15 protein-coding genes are annotated in these 16,494 nt (G+C 71.1%); 10 read left to right on the top strand and 5 right to left on the bottom strand.

Features of this window, described 5'->3' with window-relative positions; all coding sequences use genetic code 11:
* Window positions 1-64 precede the first annotated feature (64 nt).
* Entirely contained in the window at window positions 65-970 is a 906-nt protein-coding gene (locus DLJ59_RS20090; protein ID WP_124774177.1) for an alpha/beta fold hydrolase, read from the top strand.
* 4 nt (window positions 971-974) lie between these two features.
* Here DLJ59_RS20090 and prfH read toward each other — a convergent pair whose 3' ends face one another.
* Together prfH and DLJ59_RS20080 are read right to left on the bottom strand one after the other, a co-directional pair.
* Complete coding sequence (gene prfH / locus DLJ59_RS20085; protein WP_124774176.1) at window positions 975-1,604, bottom strand: peptide chain release factor H; 630 nt, start codon at window positions 1,602-1,604, stop codon at window positions 975-977.
* Entirely contained in the window at window positions 1,601-2,788 is a 1,188-nt protein-coding gene (locus DLJ59_RS20080; RefSeq protein ID WP_124774175.1) for an RNA ligase RtcB family protein, read from the bottom strand. Before DLJ59_RS20080 ends, prfH begins: the two co-directional genes overlap by 4 nt.
* A gap of 169 nt (window positions 2,789-2,957) precedes the next feature.
* Between DLJ59_RS20080 and DLJ59_RS20075 the strand changes: the two genes are divergently transcribed.
* On the top strand, window positions 2,958-3,488 hold the full coding sequence (locus DLJ59_RS20075) for an AAA family ATPase (RefSeq protein ID WP_124774174.1): 531 nt from the start codon (window positions 2,958-2,960) through the stop codon (window positions 3,486-3,488).
* Between the two features lie 153 nt (window positions 3,489-3,641).
* Here DLJ59_RS20075 and DLJ59_RS20070 read toward each other — a convergent pair whose 3' ends face one another.
* Both DLJ59_RS20070 and DLJ59_RS20065 read right to left on the bottom strand, forming a co-directional pair.
* Entirely contained in the window at window positions 3,642-4,733 is a 1,092-nt protein-coding gene (locus DLJ59_RS20070; RefSeq protein ID WP_124774173.1) for an ice-binding family protein, read from the bottom strand.
* Window positions 4,734-4,974: 241 nt separating this feature from the next.
* Window positions 4,975-5,658 (bottom strand): class I SAM-dependent methyltransferase, encoded by a 684-nt coding sequence (locus tag DLJ59_RS20065; protein WP_124774172.1) that lies wholly within the window; start codon window positions 5,656-5,658, stop codon window positions 4,975-4,977.
* Window positions 5,659-5,757: 99 nt separating this feature from the next.
* On the opposite strand from DLJ59_RS20065, the gene DLJ59_RS20060 reads away from it, so the two are divergent.
* Window positions 5,758-6,513 (top strand): SDR family oxidoreductase, encoded by a 756-nt coding sequence (locus DLJ59_RS20060; RefSeq protein ID WP_124774171.1) that lies wholly within the window; start codon window positions 5,758-5,760, stop codon window positions 6,511-6,513.
* Window positions 6,514-6,523: 10 nt separating this feature from the next.
* On the opposite strand, the gene DLJ59_RS20055 is transcribed toward DLJ59_RS20060, so the two are convergent.
* Window positions 6,524-8,746, bottom strand: a complete 2,223-nt coding sequence (locus DLJ59_RS20055) for a hypothetical protein (RefSeq protein ID WP_124774170.1) — start codon at window positions 8,744-8,746, stop codon at window positions 6,524-6,526.
* A 241-nt stretch (window positions 8,747-8,987) separates the two neighbouring features.
* Here DLJ59_RS20055 and DLJ59_RS20050 point away from each other — a divergent pair, with 241 nt between their 5' ends.
* The 7 genes from DLJ59_RS20050 (at window position 8,988) to DLJ59_RS20020 (ending at window position 16,484) form a co-directional block, all read left to right on the top strand.
* Window positions 8,988-10,133 (top strand): FUSC family protein, encoded by a 1,146-nt coding sequence (locus DLJ59_RS20050; protein ID WP_124774169.1) that lies wholly within the window; start codon window positions 8,988-8,990, stop codon window positions 10,131-10,133.
* 92 nt (window positions 10,134-10,225) lie between these two features.
* Window positions 10,226-10,750 carry a hypothetical protein gene (locus DLJ59_RS20045; protein WP_124774168.1) on the top strand — a complete coding sequence of 175 codons (525 nt, stop codon included), beginning with the start codon at window positions 10,226-10,228 and terminating at the stop codon, window positions 10,748-10,750.
* Between the two features lie 70 nt (window positions 10,751-10,820).
* Window positions 10,821-11,663, top strand: coding sequence for a DUF4097 family beta strand repeat-containing protein (locus DLJ59_RS20040; protein WP_124774167.1), 843 nt, complete (start codon window positions 10,821-10,823; stop codon window positions 11,661-11,663).
* A 50-nt stretch (window positions 11,664-11,713) separates the two neighbouring features.
* Window positions 11,714-12,691 carry an ATP-binding cassette domain-containing protein gene (locus DLJ59_RS20035; protein WP_124774166.1) on the top strand — a complete coding sequence of 326 codons (978 nt, stop codon included), beginning with the start codon at window positions 11,714-11,716 and terminating at the stop codon, window positions 12,689-12,691.
* Complete coding sequence (locus DLJ59_RS20030; RefSeq protein WP_124774165.1) at window positions 12,688-13,476, top strand: ABC transporter permease; 789 nt, start codon at window positions 12,688-12,690, stop codon at window positions 13,474-13,476. Before DLJ59_RS20035 ends, DLJ59_RS20030 begins: the two co-directional genes overlap by 4 nt.
* 636 nt (window positions 13,477-14,112) lie before the next feature.
* Window positions 14,113-15,795 carry a ribulokinase gene (gene araB, locus DLJ59_RS20025; protein ID WP_124774164.1) on the top strand — a complete coding sequence of 561 codons (1,683 nt, stop codon included), beginning with the start codon at window positions 14,113-14,115 and terminating at the stop codon, window positions 15,793-15,795.
* Window positions 15,792-16,484 (top strand): L-ribulose-5-phosphate 4-epimerase, encoded by a 693-nt coding sequence (locus tag DLJ59_RS20020; RefSeq protein ID WP_244236134.1) that lies wholly within the window; start codon window positions 15,792-15,794, stop codon window positions 16,482-16,484. The genes araB and DLJ59_RS20020 overlap by 4 nt, the downstream gene beginning before the upstream one ends.
* Window positions 16,485-16,494: the final 10 nt, after the last annotated feature.

Below are 16,494 nucleotides of genomic sequence, written 5' to 3'. Positions count from 1 at the left end.
GCAGGTCGCTAGATTCGGGCGTGGTCAGCCCATCCGAGCAGGTACGGACGCCGGGAGGAAGTCGATGGCAAAGGCCGCCGCCGGGTTCACTGACCTGCGACAGGTCGAGGCTGGAGTCCTGAACGTCGGATACGTGGACGCCGGGCCGCCCGACGGTGACGCGGTGATCCTCCTGCACGGGTGGCCCTATGACATCCACAGCTTCGTCGACGTCGTGCCGCTGCTCACCGCTGCCGGTCACCGGGTCGTCGTCCCGTACCTGCGGGGCTACGGCACGACCCGGTTCCTCTCCGACGACACCATGCGCAACGGCGAACCGGCGGCCATGGGGCTCGACCTCATCGCCCTGATGGACGCCCTGAAGATCGACACCGCGAAGCTCGCCGGGTTCGACTGGGGCGCGCGGACGGCGGATGTGGTCGCCGCGCTGTGGCCCGAACGCTGCCGGGGACTGGTCTCGGTGAGCGGCTACCTCATCGACGGCCAGAAGTCGGGCACGGTGCCGTTGCCGCCGAAGGCGGAGTTCGCATGGTGGTACCAGTACTACTTCGCCACCGAGCGTGGACGGGAAGGGTACGACAAGAACCGACGCGACTTCGCCAGGCTGATCTGGCACACCGCGTCGCCCGGGTGGACGTTCGACGACGCGACCTTCGACCGCAGCGCGGCGGCGTTCGACAACCCCGACCACGTCGACATCGTCATCCACAACTACCGCTGGCGGCTCGCGCTCGCTGACGGTGAGCCGCAGTACGACGAGATCGAGCAGCGTCTGGCCGCGAAGCCGAAGATCACGGTGCCCAGCATCTCCCTGGAGGGGGACGCGAACGGTGCACCGCACCTGGAGCCCACCGTCTACGGCAAGCAGTTCGCCGGCCAGTACGAGCACCGGACCGTCGGCGGCGGTGTCGGGCACAACCTGCCGCAGGAGGCGCCGCGGGCCTTCGCGGACGCGGTGCTGGAGGTGTGAGTCGCTAGCCTCCCGGCCGCCCGGGCATCGGACGTTCCACCCGCACCGGATCGCCACGGACCAGCCCGTCGTGGATGCGCCACCGGGCGGTGGTGACGGCCCGCCGCGCCGCCTGGTCGTCCTGCTCGATGCGTTGGCGCAGCAGATCCAGGGCAACCCGGCGGTTGAGGCTGAACTGCCGCTCCTCGTCCACCACGACCACCAGGCCCGAGGGACGGTGCGTCGCGCGTACCGCAGTGCTGGCCTTGTTCCGGTGTTGACCACCCGGCCCGCCGGTGCGACAGGCGACGATGTCGACGTCCGCCTCGCGGAACGTCGTGGGCGGGGCGTCGCGTTCGGGCGGTTGGGCGGTGACGTACCAGTTCTTCCGGCCAGTGCCCGACCGGTACGGGCTGGGGGCCTGCCAGCACAGCGTCCCGGTCCAGGAGGCCGCGAACGGCTCGGCGTCGGCGCCGGAGATCCGGATCAGCACCGACCGGTAGGTGCCGGTGCGGTCACCGGACACCGCCTGAACCTGCTGGATCGTCAGACCTCGGCGGGCGCCGTCGCCCCGCAGGCGGTGCAGCAGCTGACTCAGTGCCCAGGCGCACTCCTGCGGCCCGCGGCCGGCAGAGAGCAGCAGGGAGACGGTCACGACCGACCTCGCCTGCCGCGGTGGCCCCGCCGGTCCGGTCGGGCGGCGGACCCGAGATCGGGCGTCTTGTAGGTGACCAGGGGCGTCGTGGAGACCACCGGCGTGGCCAGGCGGTGCTCGACCAGGTCGGCGATCACCTGCTCGATGCGCTTGTACGCCGTGGGCGCCTCCTCGAAGAGCAGCTGCCGGTCACCGCACACCACCAGGGACCCGACCGGGGTACGGCGCGACTCCTCGACGGTGTGCTTGGCCCGTCCCCGCCGCAGGGCGTCGGCGCGTGACATCTTGCGCCCAGCGCCGTGGGCCACGGAATGGTTGGCGTCCGGCCCGGCGTGCGCGGCCACCAGGTAGGACGCCGTTCCCCGGGTACCGGCGATCAGGACATCGCGCCCGTCCCCCGGTGCCGCGCCCTTGCGGTGCAGGTAGACCCCGTCCCGGACCTCGACCAGGTTGTGGCACTGGTCGACGATCGGGGCGGTCGGCTCGGCCCCCAACGCGTGCGCCACCCGGGCGGCGAGCACCCGGCGGTTGAGCGATCCCCAGCGCACGGCCTCGTCGTGGATGCTCAGGTAGGACGCGGGGTCGGGAGTCGGCCCGGCGCCGTGGACCTCGGTGTGCGCCCGCAGGATCCGCTCGCCCAGGCCACGGGAACCGCTGTGCACGATGAGCACGAGATCGCCCGCGTCGAGCCCGAGCCGGCTGGCGTGACGCCCGTCGAGGATGGTGTCGACGCGGGCCAGCTCCACGAAGTGGTTGCCCCGGCCGACCGTCCCGAGACCGTCCAGGTGACCGGCCGGAACGTCACCGTCGACGGCGGCCCAGGCGGGGTCGTCGGCGTCCCGTACCGGGTCGAGCGCCTCGTCGAGGTCGGGGAACCGGGCGGCGAGCCGTTCCGGTACGGCACGCTTGAGTCTGATCGGAAACACGGCGATGCCGCAGCCGATGTCGGAGCCCACCAGAAACGGGTACAGCACTGTCGAGGACATGGCCGCGCCGATCGGCGCGCCCTTGCCGGGATGCAGGTCCGGCATCGCGGCGACGTGTCGCATGCCGTCCAGGGCGGCGACCTGTCGGCACTGGGCGAGCGCTTCGGACTCGATCCAGCTCGCCGGCGAGGCGAACACCGTGACGGTGGCCGGGGCGGACGGGGGCACTGGCTCCCGAGGGAGGTGGTGCTGGGACAAGGAGGCTCACTTCGCTGGGAACGTGGAAACGGACGGCGTCACGGCCCCGGGAGGCATCACCGGTGGCGCGGAGCAGGGGGTGGTGTCCGTCAGTACGTCATGGACGTCACTCTGGCCGAGGCACGCCAAGCACGACAACTGATTTTCCTTCACGACGTACGCTGCCGCGATGAGCGCACCGCGTCGCATCCTGGTCTACGGGGTGTACGGCTCCGGCAAGTCCACCCTCGCGGCGCGGCTGGCCGAACATCTCGGGCTGCCCTGGTATCCGGTGGACGATCTGCTCTGGCAACCGGGCTGGGTCGAGGTGCCGGTCGCCGATCAGCGCAGCCGGATCGAGGAGATCTGTCGACGGGACCGTTGGATCATCGACGGGGCGTACCACGGCTGGCGGGACGTCCCGATGGCCCGCGCCGACCTGGTCGTCGGCCTGGACTATCCACGGTGGTGCTCGTTCGGGCGGTTGCTCCGCCGCACCGCCCGCCGGCTGGTCACCGGGGAGGTGATCTGCAACGGCAACCGCGAGTCGCTGGGCAGCGTGCTGTCCCGGGACTCGATCCTGGTGTGGCACGTCACCGCGTTCGGCCGGGCTCGACGGCGGATGCGGGCCTGGCAGACGGACCCGGCCGCTCCGCCCGTGGTGTTACTGCGCTCCCCGGCGGAGCTGGAGGTCTGGCTGACCGGGCTGCCCGGCCGGTGAGGCCGCGCGGACAGCCGCCGAATTGAGCTCTGCGCGAGTTCGCACCGGGTGGCGTCCTCGTTCGACCAGGTGGACGTCGTCGGCCCGCTCCGGTGGGGAGCGGGCCGACGATGTCACGTGGCCCGGCCGGAATCGCGCCGGCCGGGCCACCGATCAGGACTCCTGGCGTCGACGCCGGGCGAGGAGGAACGCGAATGCGCCCAGCACGACCATCACGCTTCCGACGCCGGTCATGGCCGGGACCACACCGCCGCCGGTCACCGGCAGGACCGGGGTCTGGCCGCCTGGGCCACCGGGTGCACCAGGCGCGCCCGGGCTGCCAGGCGCTCCGGGGGGTCCGGACGGACCAGGTGCGCCGGGCGCTCCGGGTGCTCCGGGGCTGCCGGGTGCTCCGGGGCTACCTGGGGCACCAGGGCTGCCGGGTGCGCCGGGGCTGCCGGGTGCTCCAGGGCTGCCGGGCGGGCCGGTCGGCCCAGGCGGGCCGGTGGGTCCGGGTGGGCCGGTCGGCCCGGCGCAGACCGGTGCGGTGATGACGTTGGTATCCAGGGTGACGGCGGCGGTGCGTGCCAGCGCGCGGCCCTGGAGGGTCGCGCCCGTGGCCATCGTGATCGCGGCCTGAGCCATGATGGTGCCGACGAAGGTGGTGCCCGTGCCGATCGTCGCCGAACTGCCGATCTTCCAGAACACGTTGCAGGCCGAAGCCCCGTTGATCAGGACGACGCTGCTGTTCGACGCCGTCGTCAGCGAGGAGTCGACCTGGAAGATGAACACGGCCGACGGGTCGCCCTGGCCGTTGAGCGTCAACGGTCCGGTCAGTTGGGCGGCCCCGATCCGGTAGACCCCTTCGTTGAGCGTGTTGCCGCCCAGCTCCGCCGGGAGATTGGTGAACGGCGTCCGGCCGGCGGCATCGTTGAAGGCGATGGTCAGGTCGCTCTGAGCCTGTAGAGCGACCGCGTCACCGAGGTGCACCTCGCCGCCGATGGTCGCCGTCTCAAACCCGGACGCGGTGTTTCCGGGGTACCGCCCGAGGCTCTGGGCCAGGAAACTGGGCCCGGTGTTGGTGGGCTCCGCTCCGGCCAGGACGGAGAAGTCGGCCGCCGTGCCCAGGTTGACCGGTGCTTCCTGCGCGTTGGCTGCTGTCGAGCTGAAGAGCAGCAGGCTGGCTGCCACTGTGGCGGCTGCGCCAGCCGCGAGCGCCGGCAGGACCACCTGCCGCCGTAGCCAGTGTTTGGGTTTAGCTGTCACAGAACACCCTCCGTGGGTACTACTCGCAGGAGACGTCAAGCGAGTGGCGTCCTGCGTGATACGGCCTGTATGGCGCCGACAAGCGCGTTGACTACCACATCACGATGGGTGTTCGAATGGGGGCAAATCGGCACAATAGCCGACGGATGTCTATCTGAATAGGACTGATCTTCGCGTTTCTGTTGGCAGGGTTCACGACAGGCGGGCGCGTGCGCACCAGGGCGGCCGGGCAGATCTCGGCCTATCGCCGGACCGTCGGGACCGGCCTGATCGCGTGGCCGAGGACGCAGGGGGAGGACGGGCTGTTGCTGGTGGCCGGGAAACGGAACCTGCGTAGCTCCTCCACCTCGAAGCCGGCCGCGTCGATCGCCGCGACGGTGTCGCGGTTGGTGTGGCAGCCGGCGAACAGTCGCGGCCACAGTGTGGCGTCGACGAGCCGTTGGGCGCGGTGCAGACCGGTGGCCACCTCAGCGGCCACGTGCTCGAAGAACCGCACCTGGCCTCCGGGGCGCAGCACCCGCCTGGTCTCGGCCAACGCGCTCGCCTGATCGGGCACGGTGCACAACACCAACGCGACAACGGCCGCGTCGAACTCGCCGTCCCCGGCGGGCAGCGCCTGGGCCAGACCGTCGACGACAGTGACCGGAACCGGCGCGTCCGCCGCGGCACGCTCGGCAGCGGCACGCAGACGACGCTCCGGTTCGACAGCGAGGACCTGGGTCACCCCCGGCGGATAGTGGGCGAACATCCGCCCGTTGCCCGCACCGATCTCGATCACCCGGCCGGACAGGCCGGCGACCAGCTCCCGTCGGAACGCCGCCGTGCCGGCGCGGTCCATGGCCACGCTGAGTCGCTCGTACACCCGGGCGAACACCGGATGGGACACCTTGGCCACATCGACCTCCAGGGATGGCGTGATCTCCATGGAACGCTTCTGCGGCGATTGTCGTGCATCCGCGCACGCTTTGCGTCTTACTGATGGGCAGCACGATTCGACCCAGTGCGGACAGGACGTGGTTCGACCATGAAGATCGTCGTCATCGGGGGCAGCGGCCTCATCGGCTCCAAGCTCGTGGACCGCCTCGGCGCCCAGGGCCACGAGGCGGTGCCGGCATCGCCGAAGACCGGCGTGAACACCCTGACCGGCGAGGGCGTGGCCGATGTGCTCACCGGTGCCGAGGTCGTCGTCGACGTGTCGAACTCGCCGTCGTTGGAGGGCGCCGCCGCGCTGGAGTTCTTCGAGACGTCCACCCGGACGCTCCTCGCCGCCGCGTCGGACGCCGGGGTGGGCCACTACGTGTCACTCTCCATCGTGGGGAGCGACCGGCTCCCGGAGAGCGGGTACATGCGCGCGAAGGTCGCCCAGGAGAAGCTCGTCATCGCCTCCGGAATTCCGTACTCGGTGGTGCACGCCACCCAGTTCTTCGAGTTCCTCGGGGGCATCGTCGACGCCGCCACGGACGGCGACACCGTGCACCTCGCGCCGGTGCTCATTCAGCCGATGGCCGCGGACGACGTCGCGGCCGCGGTGGCCGAGGTCGCGCTGGGCGCGCCCACGAACTCCGTGGTCGAGGTCGCTGGTCCGGAGCAGTTCCGGCTCGACGAGTTGGGCCGATCGTTCCTCGCCGACCAGCCGGACCGCCGTACGGTGGTGGCCGACCCCGACGCCCGGTACTTCGGCTCCAAGCTGGGCGAACGCTCGCTCGTTCCGGTCGACGGCGCCCGCATCGCCGGCACCGGCCTGGACGACTGGCGTACGCGGGCCAGCCGGGGACGCTGAGCCGGTCCCGCTACCTCGGCGTCGTGGGCGGGCCAGCCCGCCCACCGAGGCGCTGCACCAACTCCTGAACCGCCTCGGTGAACGGCTCGTCGGATTCGTCCGGCCAGTGCCCGTGGACGGGTGGGGCGACGCTGTCCCCGGGGGGTGCCACCAGGTCGCGCGGATCACGCTGTCGGCGATCCACCGTGCTGGCCGGGTCGTCGGTGGTGGCGGGCGACGGATGCGGGGAGAAGATCCAGCCGCCGATGGGGTCGGTGTCGCGCCACAGGTTCACCCACCGCCAACCCACCCGCCGGCCGATCTCGTGCAGTGCCGCGTCGTCGAGGTAGGCGGGGAAGGGCCGCGCGCAGAAACGGCGCAGCGGTGATCCGTGGGTGAGCAGGGCGACCCGGTCGCCGACCTGCGGCGACAGTTGGAGCACCGCGGCGGCGAGCAGAATCGAGCCGTGGCTGTGCCCGGTCAGCAGCACCGCGTGGCCGCGCTCGACCAGGTAGGTGATCCGGTGGGCCAGTTCCGGCACGGCCCGCCTGGAGTAGCACGGCGGCGCGAACGGGTGGGCGGCCCGGGGCCAGAAGGTGCCGAGGTCCCAGAGGACACCGATGTACCGGCGGTACGGCTCGCTCCGGTACGCGAAGATGGCGCCGATGATCAGGCCGAGGATGATTGCCGCGATCACCCAGCTACTGAGGGCGATGGCGAACGTGGTCACCGCCGCCGGCAACCCGACGTTTCGCTCGATGATGTCGCCCGGCAACTGCCCGAGCAGGCCGATCGTGGTGGTGGCCGTGCCGAGCCCGGTGAGGCAACCGTAGACCACTGCCAACGGCACCAGTTTCTCGGAGAAGCGAGCCCGAGCTATCGCGTCTCGGACCTGCCTCAGTCGGGGCTCGGCCTCGGCCGGCGGGTTCGGGAAGTCGCGCGCGACGATCGCCGCCGCAGCCCGGCGTCGACTCCGGCGGGAGATCAGGATGACGAGGCCGGCGACGATCGCGGTGACCACCACCGCGCGGAAGAAGCCGTAGATCGCCCAGGTGTAGGCCCGGGGCGGGCCGGCCGCTATGCCCTCCCCGGTCGGCACGTCGCGATCCAGGAAGTCCGCCACCCGGCAGACCAACTCGGCGGAGTACGCCACCGCCGTGCTGATCCCGGTGGCCGCGACAACGAGAGCGCCCAGCCCGAACAGCGGGGTGGTGCCGCGCTCCCGGCGCCGGTGCCAGAGCAGCACCACCCCCAGGGCGGCCAACAGTGTCGTCTGAGCCGCGAACACACCGACCAGTGTCGTGTCGTAACCGGGCAGCCCGTGCTCCCGTGGCCACGGCTGCGAACTGGTCGGCACGTGCGCCACGACGACCACGGTCAGGATGATGGCAGCGGTCCGGAGGGTACGGGTGACCCGGTCGAACCGCTGGTCGGCGGGGGAGCGGTCCATCAGCGGCGGTGCGCAGAGCAACCCCACGCAGGCCGTGAGGATCACCCCCGTGATCGCCGTCAGCGCAATCGTGGTCGCCGAGGCGTCTCTCGCACCCTGGGCCAGGAGCAGGACGAGGTCCAGCGTCGCGAATGCCGCGGCGACGTGGATGGCGCGCAGTCGGCCCACCAGCGGCTCGGCGTCCCACTGGCCGACGGTGTCGAGCCGGGGAGCGGGGCTGCCCTGATCGGGTGCGCGGAACGTCTCGAAGGCTCGCCCCGGACGGCAACTGAGCTTCCAGATCAGGCCGATCGCGGCGGCCGGGACCAGCGCGAGCACCGCCAGCCGCAGCCCGATCGTCCGCCCACCCAACCAGGACAACCAGCTGCGTCCGGCGAGGCAGTCCGCCGAGGCCAGGCACTTCCATCCGACGAGATCCAGGGCGACACCGGCGATGGCGAGCACGTACAGCACGGTGAGCGTGAGCCCCAGGACCCGGCACAGGGACTTGACCGTCGCCGCGGACCCGGGGCTCGCCGGGCGCATCCAGATCGCGACGTTGACCAGCATGAAGGGGAGCAGGAACACCACCGCCAGGGTGCGGGCCACGGTGCCGGAGGGCAGGTCACCCCAGCGGTACGCCTCCAGCGTCACCCCCGGCACGCCGCTGTCCGAGCACCGGGGGCGCGGCCGGTAGAACCCGCCACTGCGGTCACCGGCGACCTGCCCGGTCTGTTGCAGGTCTAGTACCTGTGCGGCGCTCGCACCGGAGACTCCGTGCACCCGTAGCTCCACGACGCCACCGGAGCTGTCCGGCCCGCTCAACCGCGCTGATCCATCCGACGTCCCCCCGAGGCGTCTCGTAGCCCTTGTCCCGCAACCCGGCCTCGATGCGCCGGGGCGCCGCCCGCGCCGACGGCAGAGCGGGTTCTACCCGAACTGGACCCGCTCAACCTCAGCCGGCCGGGGCGCTACCACCCGGGCAGGGCCCCACCGGCGGTCACCTTGAGGATGGCGGGCCCATGCCGGCGAGGATTGATCCGGGCGTGCCGGGGTAGGTGCGGCCATGGTCGCTGCCGGTCGGCGCGGAGCGGACGCGGGCCCCACGACCGTGCCCCGCTGGGACCGGCTGGTGGCCACCCTGCACGACCGGATCCGTCGGGTCCGGACCATCGGCGGCCTCGCACTACAGGCCGGCCTGGCCGCGGCGTTGTCCTGGTTCGTGGCGCACTCGCTGCTGCACGTGTCGCAGCCGGTCTTCGCGCCGATCTCCGCTGTCTCGACGCTCGCCGCGTCCGTCGGCCAGCGTCTGCGTCGCACCATCGAGCTGATCATCGGGGTCACCGTCGGGGTGCTGATCGGTGACCTGCTGCTCCTGGTGATCGGCACCGGGTGGTGGCAGCTCGCCCTGGTCGTCGTGCTGGCGATCGTCGTCGCGCTCTTCCTGGCGGGCAGCGCGGCGGTGGTGATCCAGGCCGGGGCGACGGCGGTGCTCATCGCCACGCTCAGTCCGACCGTCCGGGACCTGGAAATCCCCCGGTTCGTGGACGCGCTGGTCGGGGGAGGGGTGGCGCTGCTGGTCACCGCCGTGTTGCTGCCGCTGAACCCGCTGCGGGTGCTCAACCGGGCAGCGCGGCCGGCGATGGATCTCCTCGCGTCCCAGCTTGAGGCCACCGCCGAGGCCCTGGCCACGAGGGACGCCGTGCAGGCCCGTACCGCCCGAGGTGAGCTGCGGCAGAGCGCGGGCCGATTGAAGGCGTTCGTCGAGGCGACCCAGGGCGCCCAGGAGGCGAGCACCCTGTCGCCGGTGTACTGGCGCCACCGGCACGGGCCGGTGGGCCGTTACGCCCAGGCGGCGGAGCCGATCGACCGGGCCACGCGCAACAGCGGCACCCTGATCCGACGTGCGGTGACGCTCATCGAGGACGGCGAGCCGGTGCCGGAGTCGCTGCCGACGGCGGTGGCGGATCTCGCTCAGACCGTCCGACTGCTCAAGCGGCAGTTCGCCGCGGGTACTGAGCCGGATCGGGCGCGCGAGGAGGCGCTGCGGGCGGTCCGGACGGCCGGGCAGGCCTATCGGGACGGCGTCGGCTTCTCCGGTGCGGTGGTGGTGGCACAGGTCCGGACGACCGTCAGTGACCTTCTGGTCGCCTCTGGCCTGGCTCAGGAAGACGCGAATCACCTGGTCCGGAGGGCTTTCGGTGACCTTTGAGAACCCGGTGTCCCACCGGCGGAGCCAGACGACGGCACCTCGATGAGCCATAGCTGTTGTGTTCTGAGCCAAAGTGGTGCCATCATGGTGCCATGGAGCTGAGGTCGTACGTCGAGAACCTGCGAAACGAGTTCGCCGTGGCCGCCGAGGGTGTGGACCCGGAGGCCCGGGTGCTGGCCGAACGGCTCTTCGCGCAACTGGAGTCGGCCACCCGTCTGACGCTGCTCGAAGCGCTCTCCGACGCGGCCGACGAGATCACCCGCGATCTCGCACCGGGTTCGGTGCACGTTCGGTTGCGGGGGCGTGAGCCCGACTTCGTGGTGACACCGGCCAGTCCGCCGGTCGAGGTGACGGTCGAGGCCAGCGGCCCGCCACCGCTGTCGGTGCCGGTGTCCGCGCCCGAGGGTGACGAGGGCGGCACCTCGCGGATCAACCTCCGGCTCCCCGACCACCTGAAAGCCAGCGTCGAGGAAGCCGCTGGGCGCGCCGGGCTCTCGGTCAACGCCTGGCTGGTGCGCGCCGTCGCCGGTGCCATCGGGGCAGGCGACACGGAACGCCGTCCACCGCGTCGGGTGGAGCCGACCTCCGGCCAGCGCTTCACCGGCTGGGCCCGCTAACTTCCCGCACCCCTTCCGCCACGCCGCTGACCAGCGGCGACCTCCACCGACCACCTTTCGGGAGACCACCATGCCTGTTTTCGAGACGCCAGAACCGATTTCCGTCCAGATCGAGCTGCCGATCGGCGATGCCTGGATCGCCGCGAGCGACCGCACCGACACGGTGGTGACGGTGCGGCCCCGCGACCCGTCGAGCAAGGCCGACGTGGGCGCCGCCGACCAGACCACCGTCGAGTTCGCCGCCGGGCAACTGGTGATCCGGGTGCCGAAGAGCTGGCGCCGCTACGGGTTCGGCCCCGGGCCGTCGGTCGACGTCCTGATCGAGGTGCCGACCGATTCGCGGGTGCACGCCGAGGCGTCGTGGGCGGCGTTCCGCTGCGAGGGTCGACTCGGCGAGTGTCGGATCAAGACCGGAAGCGGCATCCGGCTCGACGAGACCGGACCGTTGGAGATCGACAGCAGCCACGGCGAGGTCGCGGTCGAGCGCGTCCTCGGTCCGGCCCGGGTGAAGGCGTCGTCCGGCAAGGTGCGCATCGGCGAGGTCGAGGGCACCGCCGAGATCAAGAATTCGTCCGGCGACTGCTGGATCGGCCGCAGTGGCGGCGACGTCCGGATCAACACGGCCTACGGCGACATCACCGTGGACGCGTCGACGGCCTCGGTGACGGCGCGTACCGCCTACGGCAACCTCCGGCTGGGTGAGGTCGCGCGCGGCGCGATCGACGTGCAGACCTCCTACGGCGCGATCGAGGTCGGCATCCGTCGCGGGACCGCTGCGTGGCTCGACGTCAGTTCCAAGCACGGCCGCGTGCACAACGCGCTGGAGTCGACCGACAGCCCGGCGCAGACCGACGAGACGGTCGAGGTCCGGGCGAACACCTCCTACGGCGACATCCTGATCCGCCGCGCCTGACCGATCACCGCGTCTGACCGATCACCGCGCCGACCACAAATGAGGAGACCATGACCAGCTCCATGAACCCCGCGATCGTCGCCACCGACCTGCGCAAGTCCTACGGCGACAAGGTCGTACTGGACGGCGTCGACCTGATGATCACCGAGGGCACGATCTTTGCGTTGCTCGGTCCCAACGGTGCCGGCAAGACCACCACAGTGCAGATCCTCTCCACCCTGATCAAGGCCGACGGCGGCACTGCCCGCGTCTTCGGCCACGATCTGGCCCGCGAGCCCGACGCGGTACGTGCGCTGATCGGCGTCACCGGCCAGTTCTCCGCCGTCGACAACCTGCTCACCGCCCGGGAGAACCTGACCCTGATGGCCGACCTGTGCCACCTGGGCAGGGCCGCCGGCCGGCGTCGGATCGCCGACCTGCTCGACCAGTTCGACCTGACCGAGGCGGCGGGCAAGCCGGTGTCGACGTACTCCGGTGGCATGCGCCGACGGCTCGACCTCGCGATGACCCTGGTCGGCGAGCCCCGCGTCATCTTCCTCGACGAGCCGACCACCGGCCTCGACCCGCGCAGCCGCCGGGCGATGTGGCACATCATCCGGGCGCTCGTTGCCGAGGGCGTGACGATCCTGCTCACCACGCAGTACCTGGAGGAGGCCGACCAACTCGCCGACCGGGTGGCGTTCCTCGACCATGGTCGACTGATCGCCGAGGGCACGCCGCGCGAGCTCAAGCGGCTCATCCCGGGCGGCCATGTGGTGTTGCAGTTCGCCGACCAGGAGGGGCTCGACTCGGCGGCCCGGACGTTGCAGACCGCCACCCGGGACGACGCGGCGCTCACCCTCCAGGTGCCGAGTGACGGTGGGGTCGGGTCGCTGCGATCTCTGCTCGACCAGCTCGACCGCGCGTCGATCAGCGTGGCCGGGCTCTCCGTGCACACCCCCGACCTCGACGACGTCTTCCTCACCCTCACCGGTCAGCCGGACACCCGGGCCAGCCGACCCGACCACGAAAGGGCTCCCACGCGATGAGCACCCTCTCCCTCGCCGTCCGCGACTCGAACACCATGCTGCGGCGCAATCTGCTGCACATGCGGCGGTATCCGTCGATGACGTTCCTGCTCATCGGCATCCCGATCATCATTCTGCTGCTCTTCGTCTACGTCTTCGGCGGCACGCTCGGCGCCGGGCTCGGCCCGTCCGGCGACCGCTCCCAGTACGCCAACTACGTCACCCCCGGCATCCTGCTCATCACGGTGGTCAGCGCCGCGCAGGGCACCGCCATCTCGGTCGCGATGGACATGACCGAGGGGATCATCGCCCGGTTCCGCACAATGTCGATCTTCCGACCGTCGGTCCTGACGGGTCACGTCCTGGGCAGCCTGATCCAGACCATGCTCAGCCTCGCGGCCGTCACCGGTGTGGCGCTGCTGGTCGGGTTCCGGCCCACGGCAAACCCGGTCGAGTGGCTCGCCGCGGTCGGCGTCCTCGCCATGATCACTTTTGCGCTCACCTGGCTGTCGGTCGCTCTCGGTCTGGTCAGTGACAGCGTCGAGACGGCCAGCAACCTGCCCATGCCGCTGATCCTTCTGCCGTTCCTCGGCAGCGGGTTCGTCCCCACCGACTCCATGCCGACCGCTGTGCGGTTGTTCGCGGACTACCAGCCCTTCACGCCCGTCATGGAGACCCTTCGCGGCCTGCTCCTGGGCACCGGAATCGGGAACAACGGGGCCATCGCCGTCGTCTGGTGCGCCGTCATCAGCGTGGTGTGCTTCCTCTGGGCCAAGTCCCTCTACAACCGCAACCGGACGGCCTGATCCGACGGCGCGCGGTCTCGCCATCGCGACGAAAGAGCCGGCGGCTCGGCCCAGCGGGGTCGGCCGCCGGTTCGTCGCGTCCCGTGGTCTGCGGGCGACTCCACGACCCAGGAGACACCGGTGGATCGTGCTTCCCGGTGCCGTCCGCCGCGCGGGCTGCCCCGGCCGGCGGGAAGAATCAAGACGTCGAATGTTATCGATAACACCGCCACGCCGCCCGGTTGCGCGCTGTGCGGGCCGCCGCTGCGGAGCGCTCACCCATGAGCGTGCATGGTCACCAATGGCTGCGGCGCGGATCTGAGCGCACGGGCGCGGCGGTCCGGCGATGTTATCGCTGCCATCGTCGGCGCGAGAGAGGTGGTCGCTATCGGACGGTCGTCCCGCAGTGTCCGGCGCGCTGGACCTGTCGCCCCGCCCGTCGGCGGCTCTCGGGTCGACATCCGTTCCGGGCGGAGGCCCCCATCCTCGCCTGATCGGGGCAGTTGAGGGCGGATTGGCATCCTTTGCGCTGATCCGCTATCAACCCTCCCGAGTCGGTCCGCCTTCCGCGTTCCGTTACGGAGCTGTTGCGGGTAGATGTCTTGACGAGGCTGGATGTGAGCGTTAACACTATCCCCGTTAACGGTGGAGGTGAACATGAACCGTGTGGACGGAGCTGACGACCGCTACGTCGTCGGTGTCGATTACGGCACCCTGTCCGGGCGAGCTCTGGTGGTCCGTGTCGGCGATGGTGCCGAGTTGGGGACCGCGGTGCACGAGTACGGCGATAGCGTGATCAGCACGGCGCTGCCGGGAGGTCGAACGCTACCCCCGGACTGGGCCCTGCAGAACCCGCAGGACTACCGCGACGTGCTGCGGTACGCCGTCCCGGCGGCGGTGGCCGCCGCAGGGGTGGACCCGGCGGCGGTGGTCGGCATCGGCATCGACTTCACCGCCTGCACCGTGCTGCCGACGCTCGCCGACGGCACTCCGCTGTGCGAGACGCCCGAGCTGCGCGATCGGCCGCACGCCTGGGTCAAGCTGTGGAAGCACCACGCCGCGCAGCCGCACGCCGACCGGATCAACGCGCTGGCCCACGAGCGGGCCGAGCCGTGGATCGGCCGGTACGGCGGCAAGATCTCCGCCGAGTGGCAGTACGCCAAGGGCCTGCAGATGCTGGAGGAGGACCCGGAGGTCTACGACCGGGCCGAGCGCTTCATCGAGGCGGCCGACTGGATCGTCTGGCAGCTCTGCGGCACCGAGACCCGCAACGTCTGCACGGCTGGATACAAGGGCATCCTGCAGGACGGTCACTATCCCTCCAAGGACTTCCTGACCGCGCTCAACCCCAACTTCGGCGACTTCGTGGCCAAGCTGGACGGCCCGTTGCTGCCCCTCGGCGCCCGGGCCGGCGCGCTCACCGCCCAGGCCGCCGCATGGACCGGCCTGCCGGAGGGGATCGCGGTGGCCGTCGGCAACGTCGACGCGCACGTCACCGCGGCGTCCGCGCAGGCGGTGGAGCCCGGTCGGCTGGTCGCCATCATGGGCACCTCGACCTGCCACGTCGTCAACGGCGCGGAGGTCGCCGAGGTGGCCGGCATGTGCGGTGTCGTGGACGGCGGCATCAGCCCCGGCGCGTGGGGTTACGAGGCCGGGCAGAGCGGCGTCGGCGACATCTTCGGCTGGTTCGTCGAGCACGCCGCCCCGGCTGGCATCGACTCGCACGAACGCCTCACCGAGCTGGCCGCGAGCCAGCCCGTCGGCGCGCACGGCCTGATCGCCCTGGACTGGTGGAACGGCAACCGTTCCCTGCTGGTCAACCACGACCTCAGCGGTCTGATCGTCGGGATGACCCTGGCCACCCGGCCGCAGGACATCTACCGGGCCCTGCTGGAGTCCACCGCGTACGGCACCCGGATGATCATCGAGGCGTTCGTCGACGCCGGAGTCCCGGTGAACGACCTGGTGATCGCCGGTGGTCTGACCAACAACGCGTTGCTGATGCAGATCTACGCCGACGTGACCAAGCGACCGCTGAACATCATCGCCTCGGCGCAGGGGCCGGCGCTGGGCTCGGCGATCCACGCCGCCGTCGCCGCCGGTGAGTTCCCGTCGATCCACGAGGCGTCGCGGGCGATGGGTCGGGTGCACGAGGCCGTCTACCGTCCGGACCCCGAGCGGGCCCGCGCCTACGACGCGCTCTACGCCGAGTACCGGTCGCTGCACGACCACTTCGGTCGCGGCGGCAACGACGTCATGCTCCGCCTGCGGGCGATCCGTAACGCGGCGGTCGAGGCCGCCGCGACCGCACACGAGACCCCGCTGGAGGTGGTGGCGTGAACGCCGAGGTGAACCGACAGATCGGCGAGCTGCGCGAGACCGTCGCCCGCCTGCACGCCGAGCTGACCCGGTACAACCTGGTCGCCTGGACGTCCGGCAACGTCTCCGCGCGGGTTCCCGGCCAGGATCTGATGGTGATCAAGCCGAGTGGGGTGAGCTACGACGACCTCACCGCGGCCACGATGGTGGTGTGCGACCTCGACGGTGTTCTCGTCGAGGGCGACTTCGCCCCGTCCAGCGACACCGCCGCCCACGCCTACGTCTATCGGGCCATGCCCGAGGTCGGTGGGGTCGTCCACACGCACAGCTCGTACGCGACCGCCTGGGCGGCGTGTGGGGAGTCGATCCCCTGCCACCTCACCGCGCAGGCCGACGAGTTCGGCGGGGAGATCCCGATCGGCCCGTTCGCGCTGATCGGCGGTGACGACATCGGCAAGGGCATCGTCGCCACGCTCGCCGGGCACCGTTCGCCCGCGGTGCTGATGCGCAACCACGGCGTGTTCACCATCGGCCGCGACGCCCGCGCGGCGGTCAAGGCGGCAGTCATGTGCGAGGACGTGGCCCGTACCGCGCACCTGGCCCACACCCTCGGGCAGCCGGTCCCGATGGCGCAGGCCGACATCGACTCCCTCTACGACCGCTACCAGAACGTCTACGGCCAACAACCAGTCGCACCGGCGGGTTCCTGACCCTCACCGA

Origin of the sequence: Micromonospora inaquosa, assembly GCF_003857055.1 — a bacterium.
Classification (GTDB): domain Bacteria; phylum Actinomycetota; class Actinomycetes; order Mycobacteriales; family Micromonosporaceae; genus Micromonospora; species Micromonospora inaquosa.
Note: the sequence above shows the minus strand (reverse complement) of the source record. Positions and strands in the feature narration are given on the sequence as shown.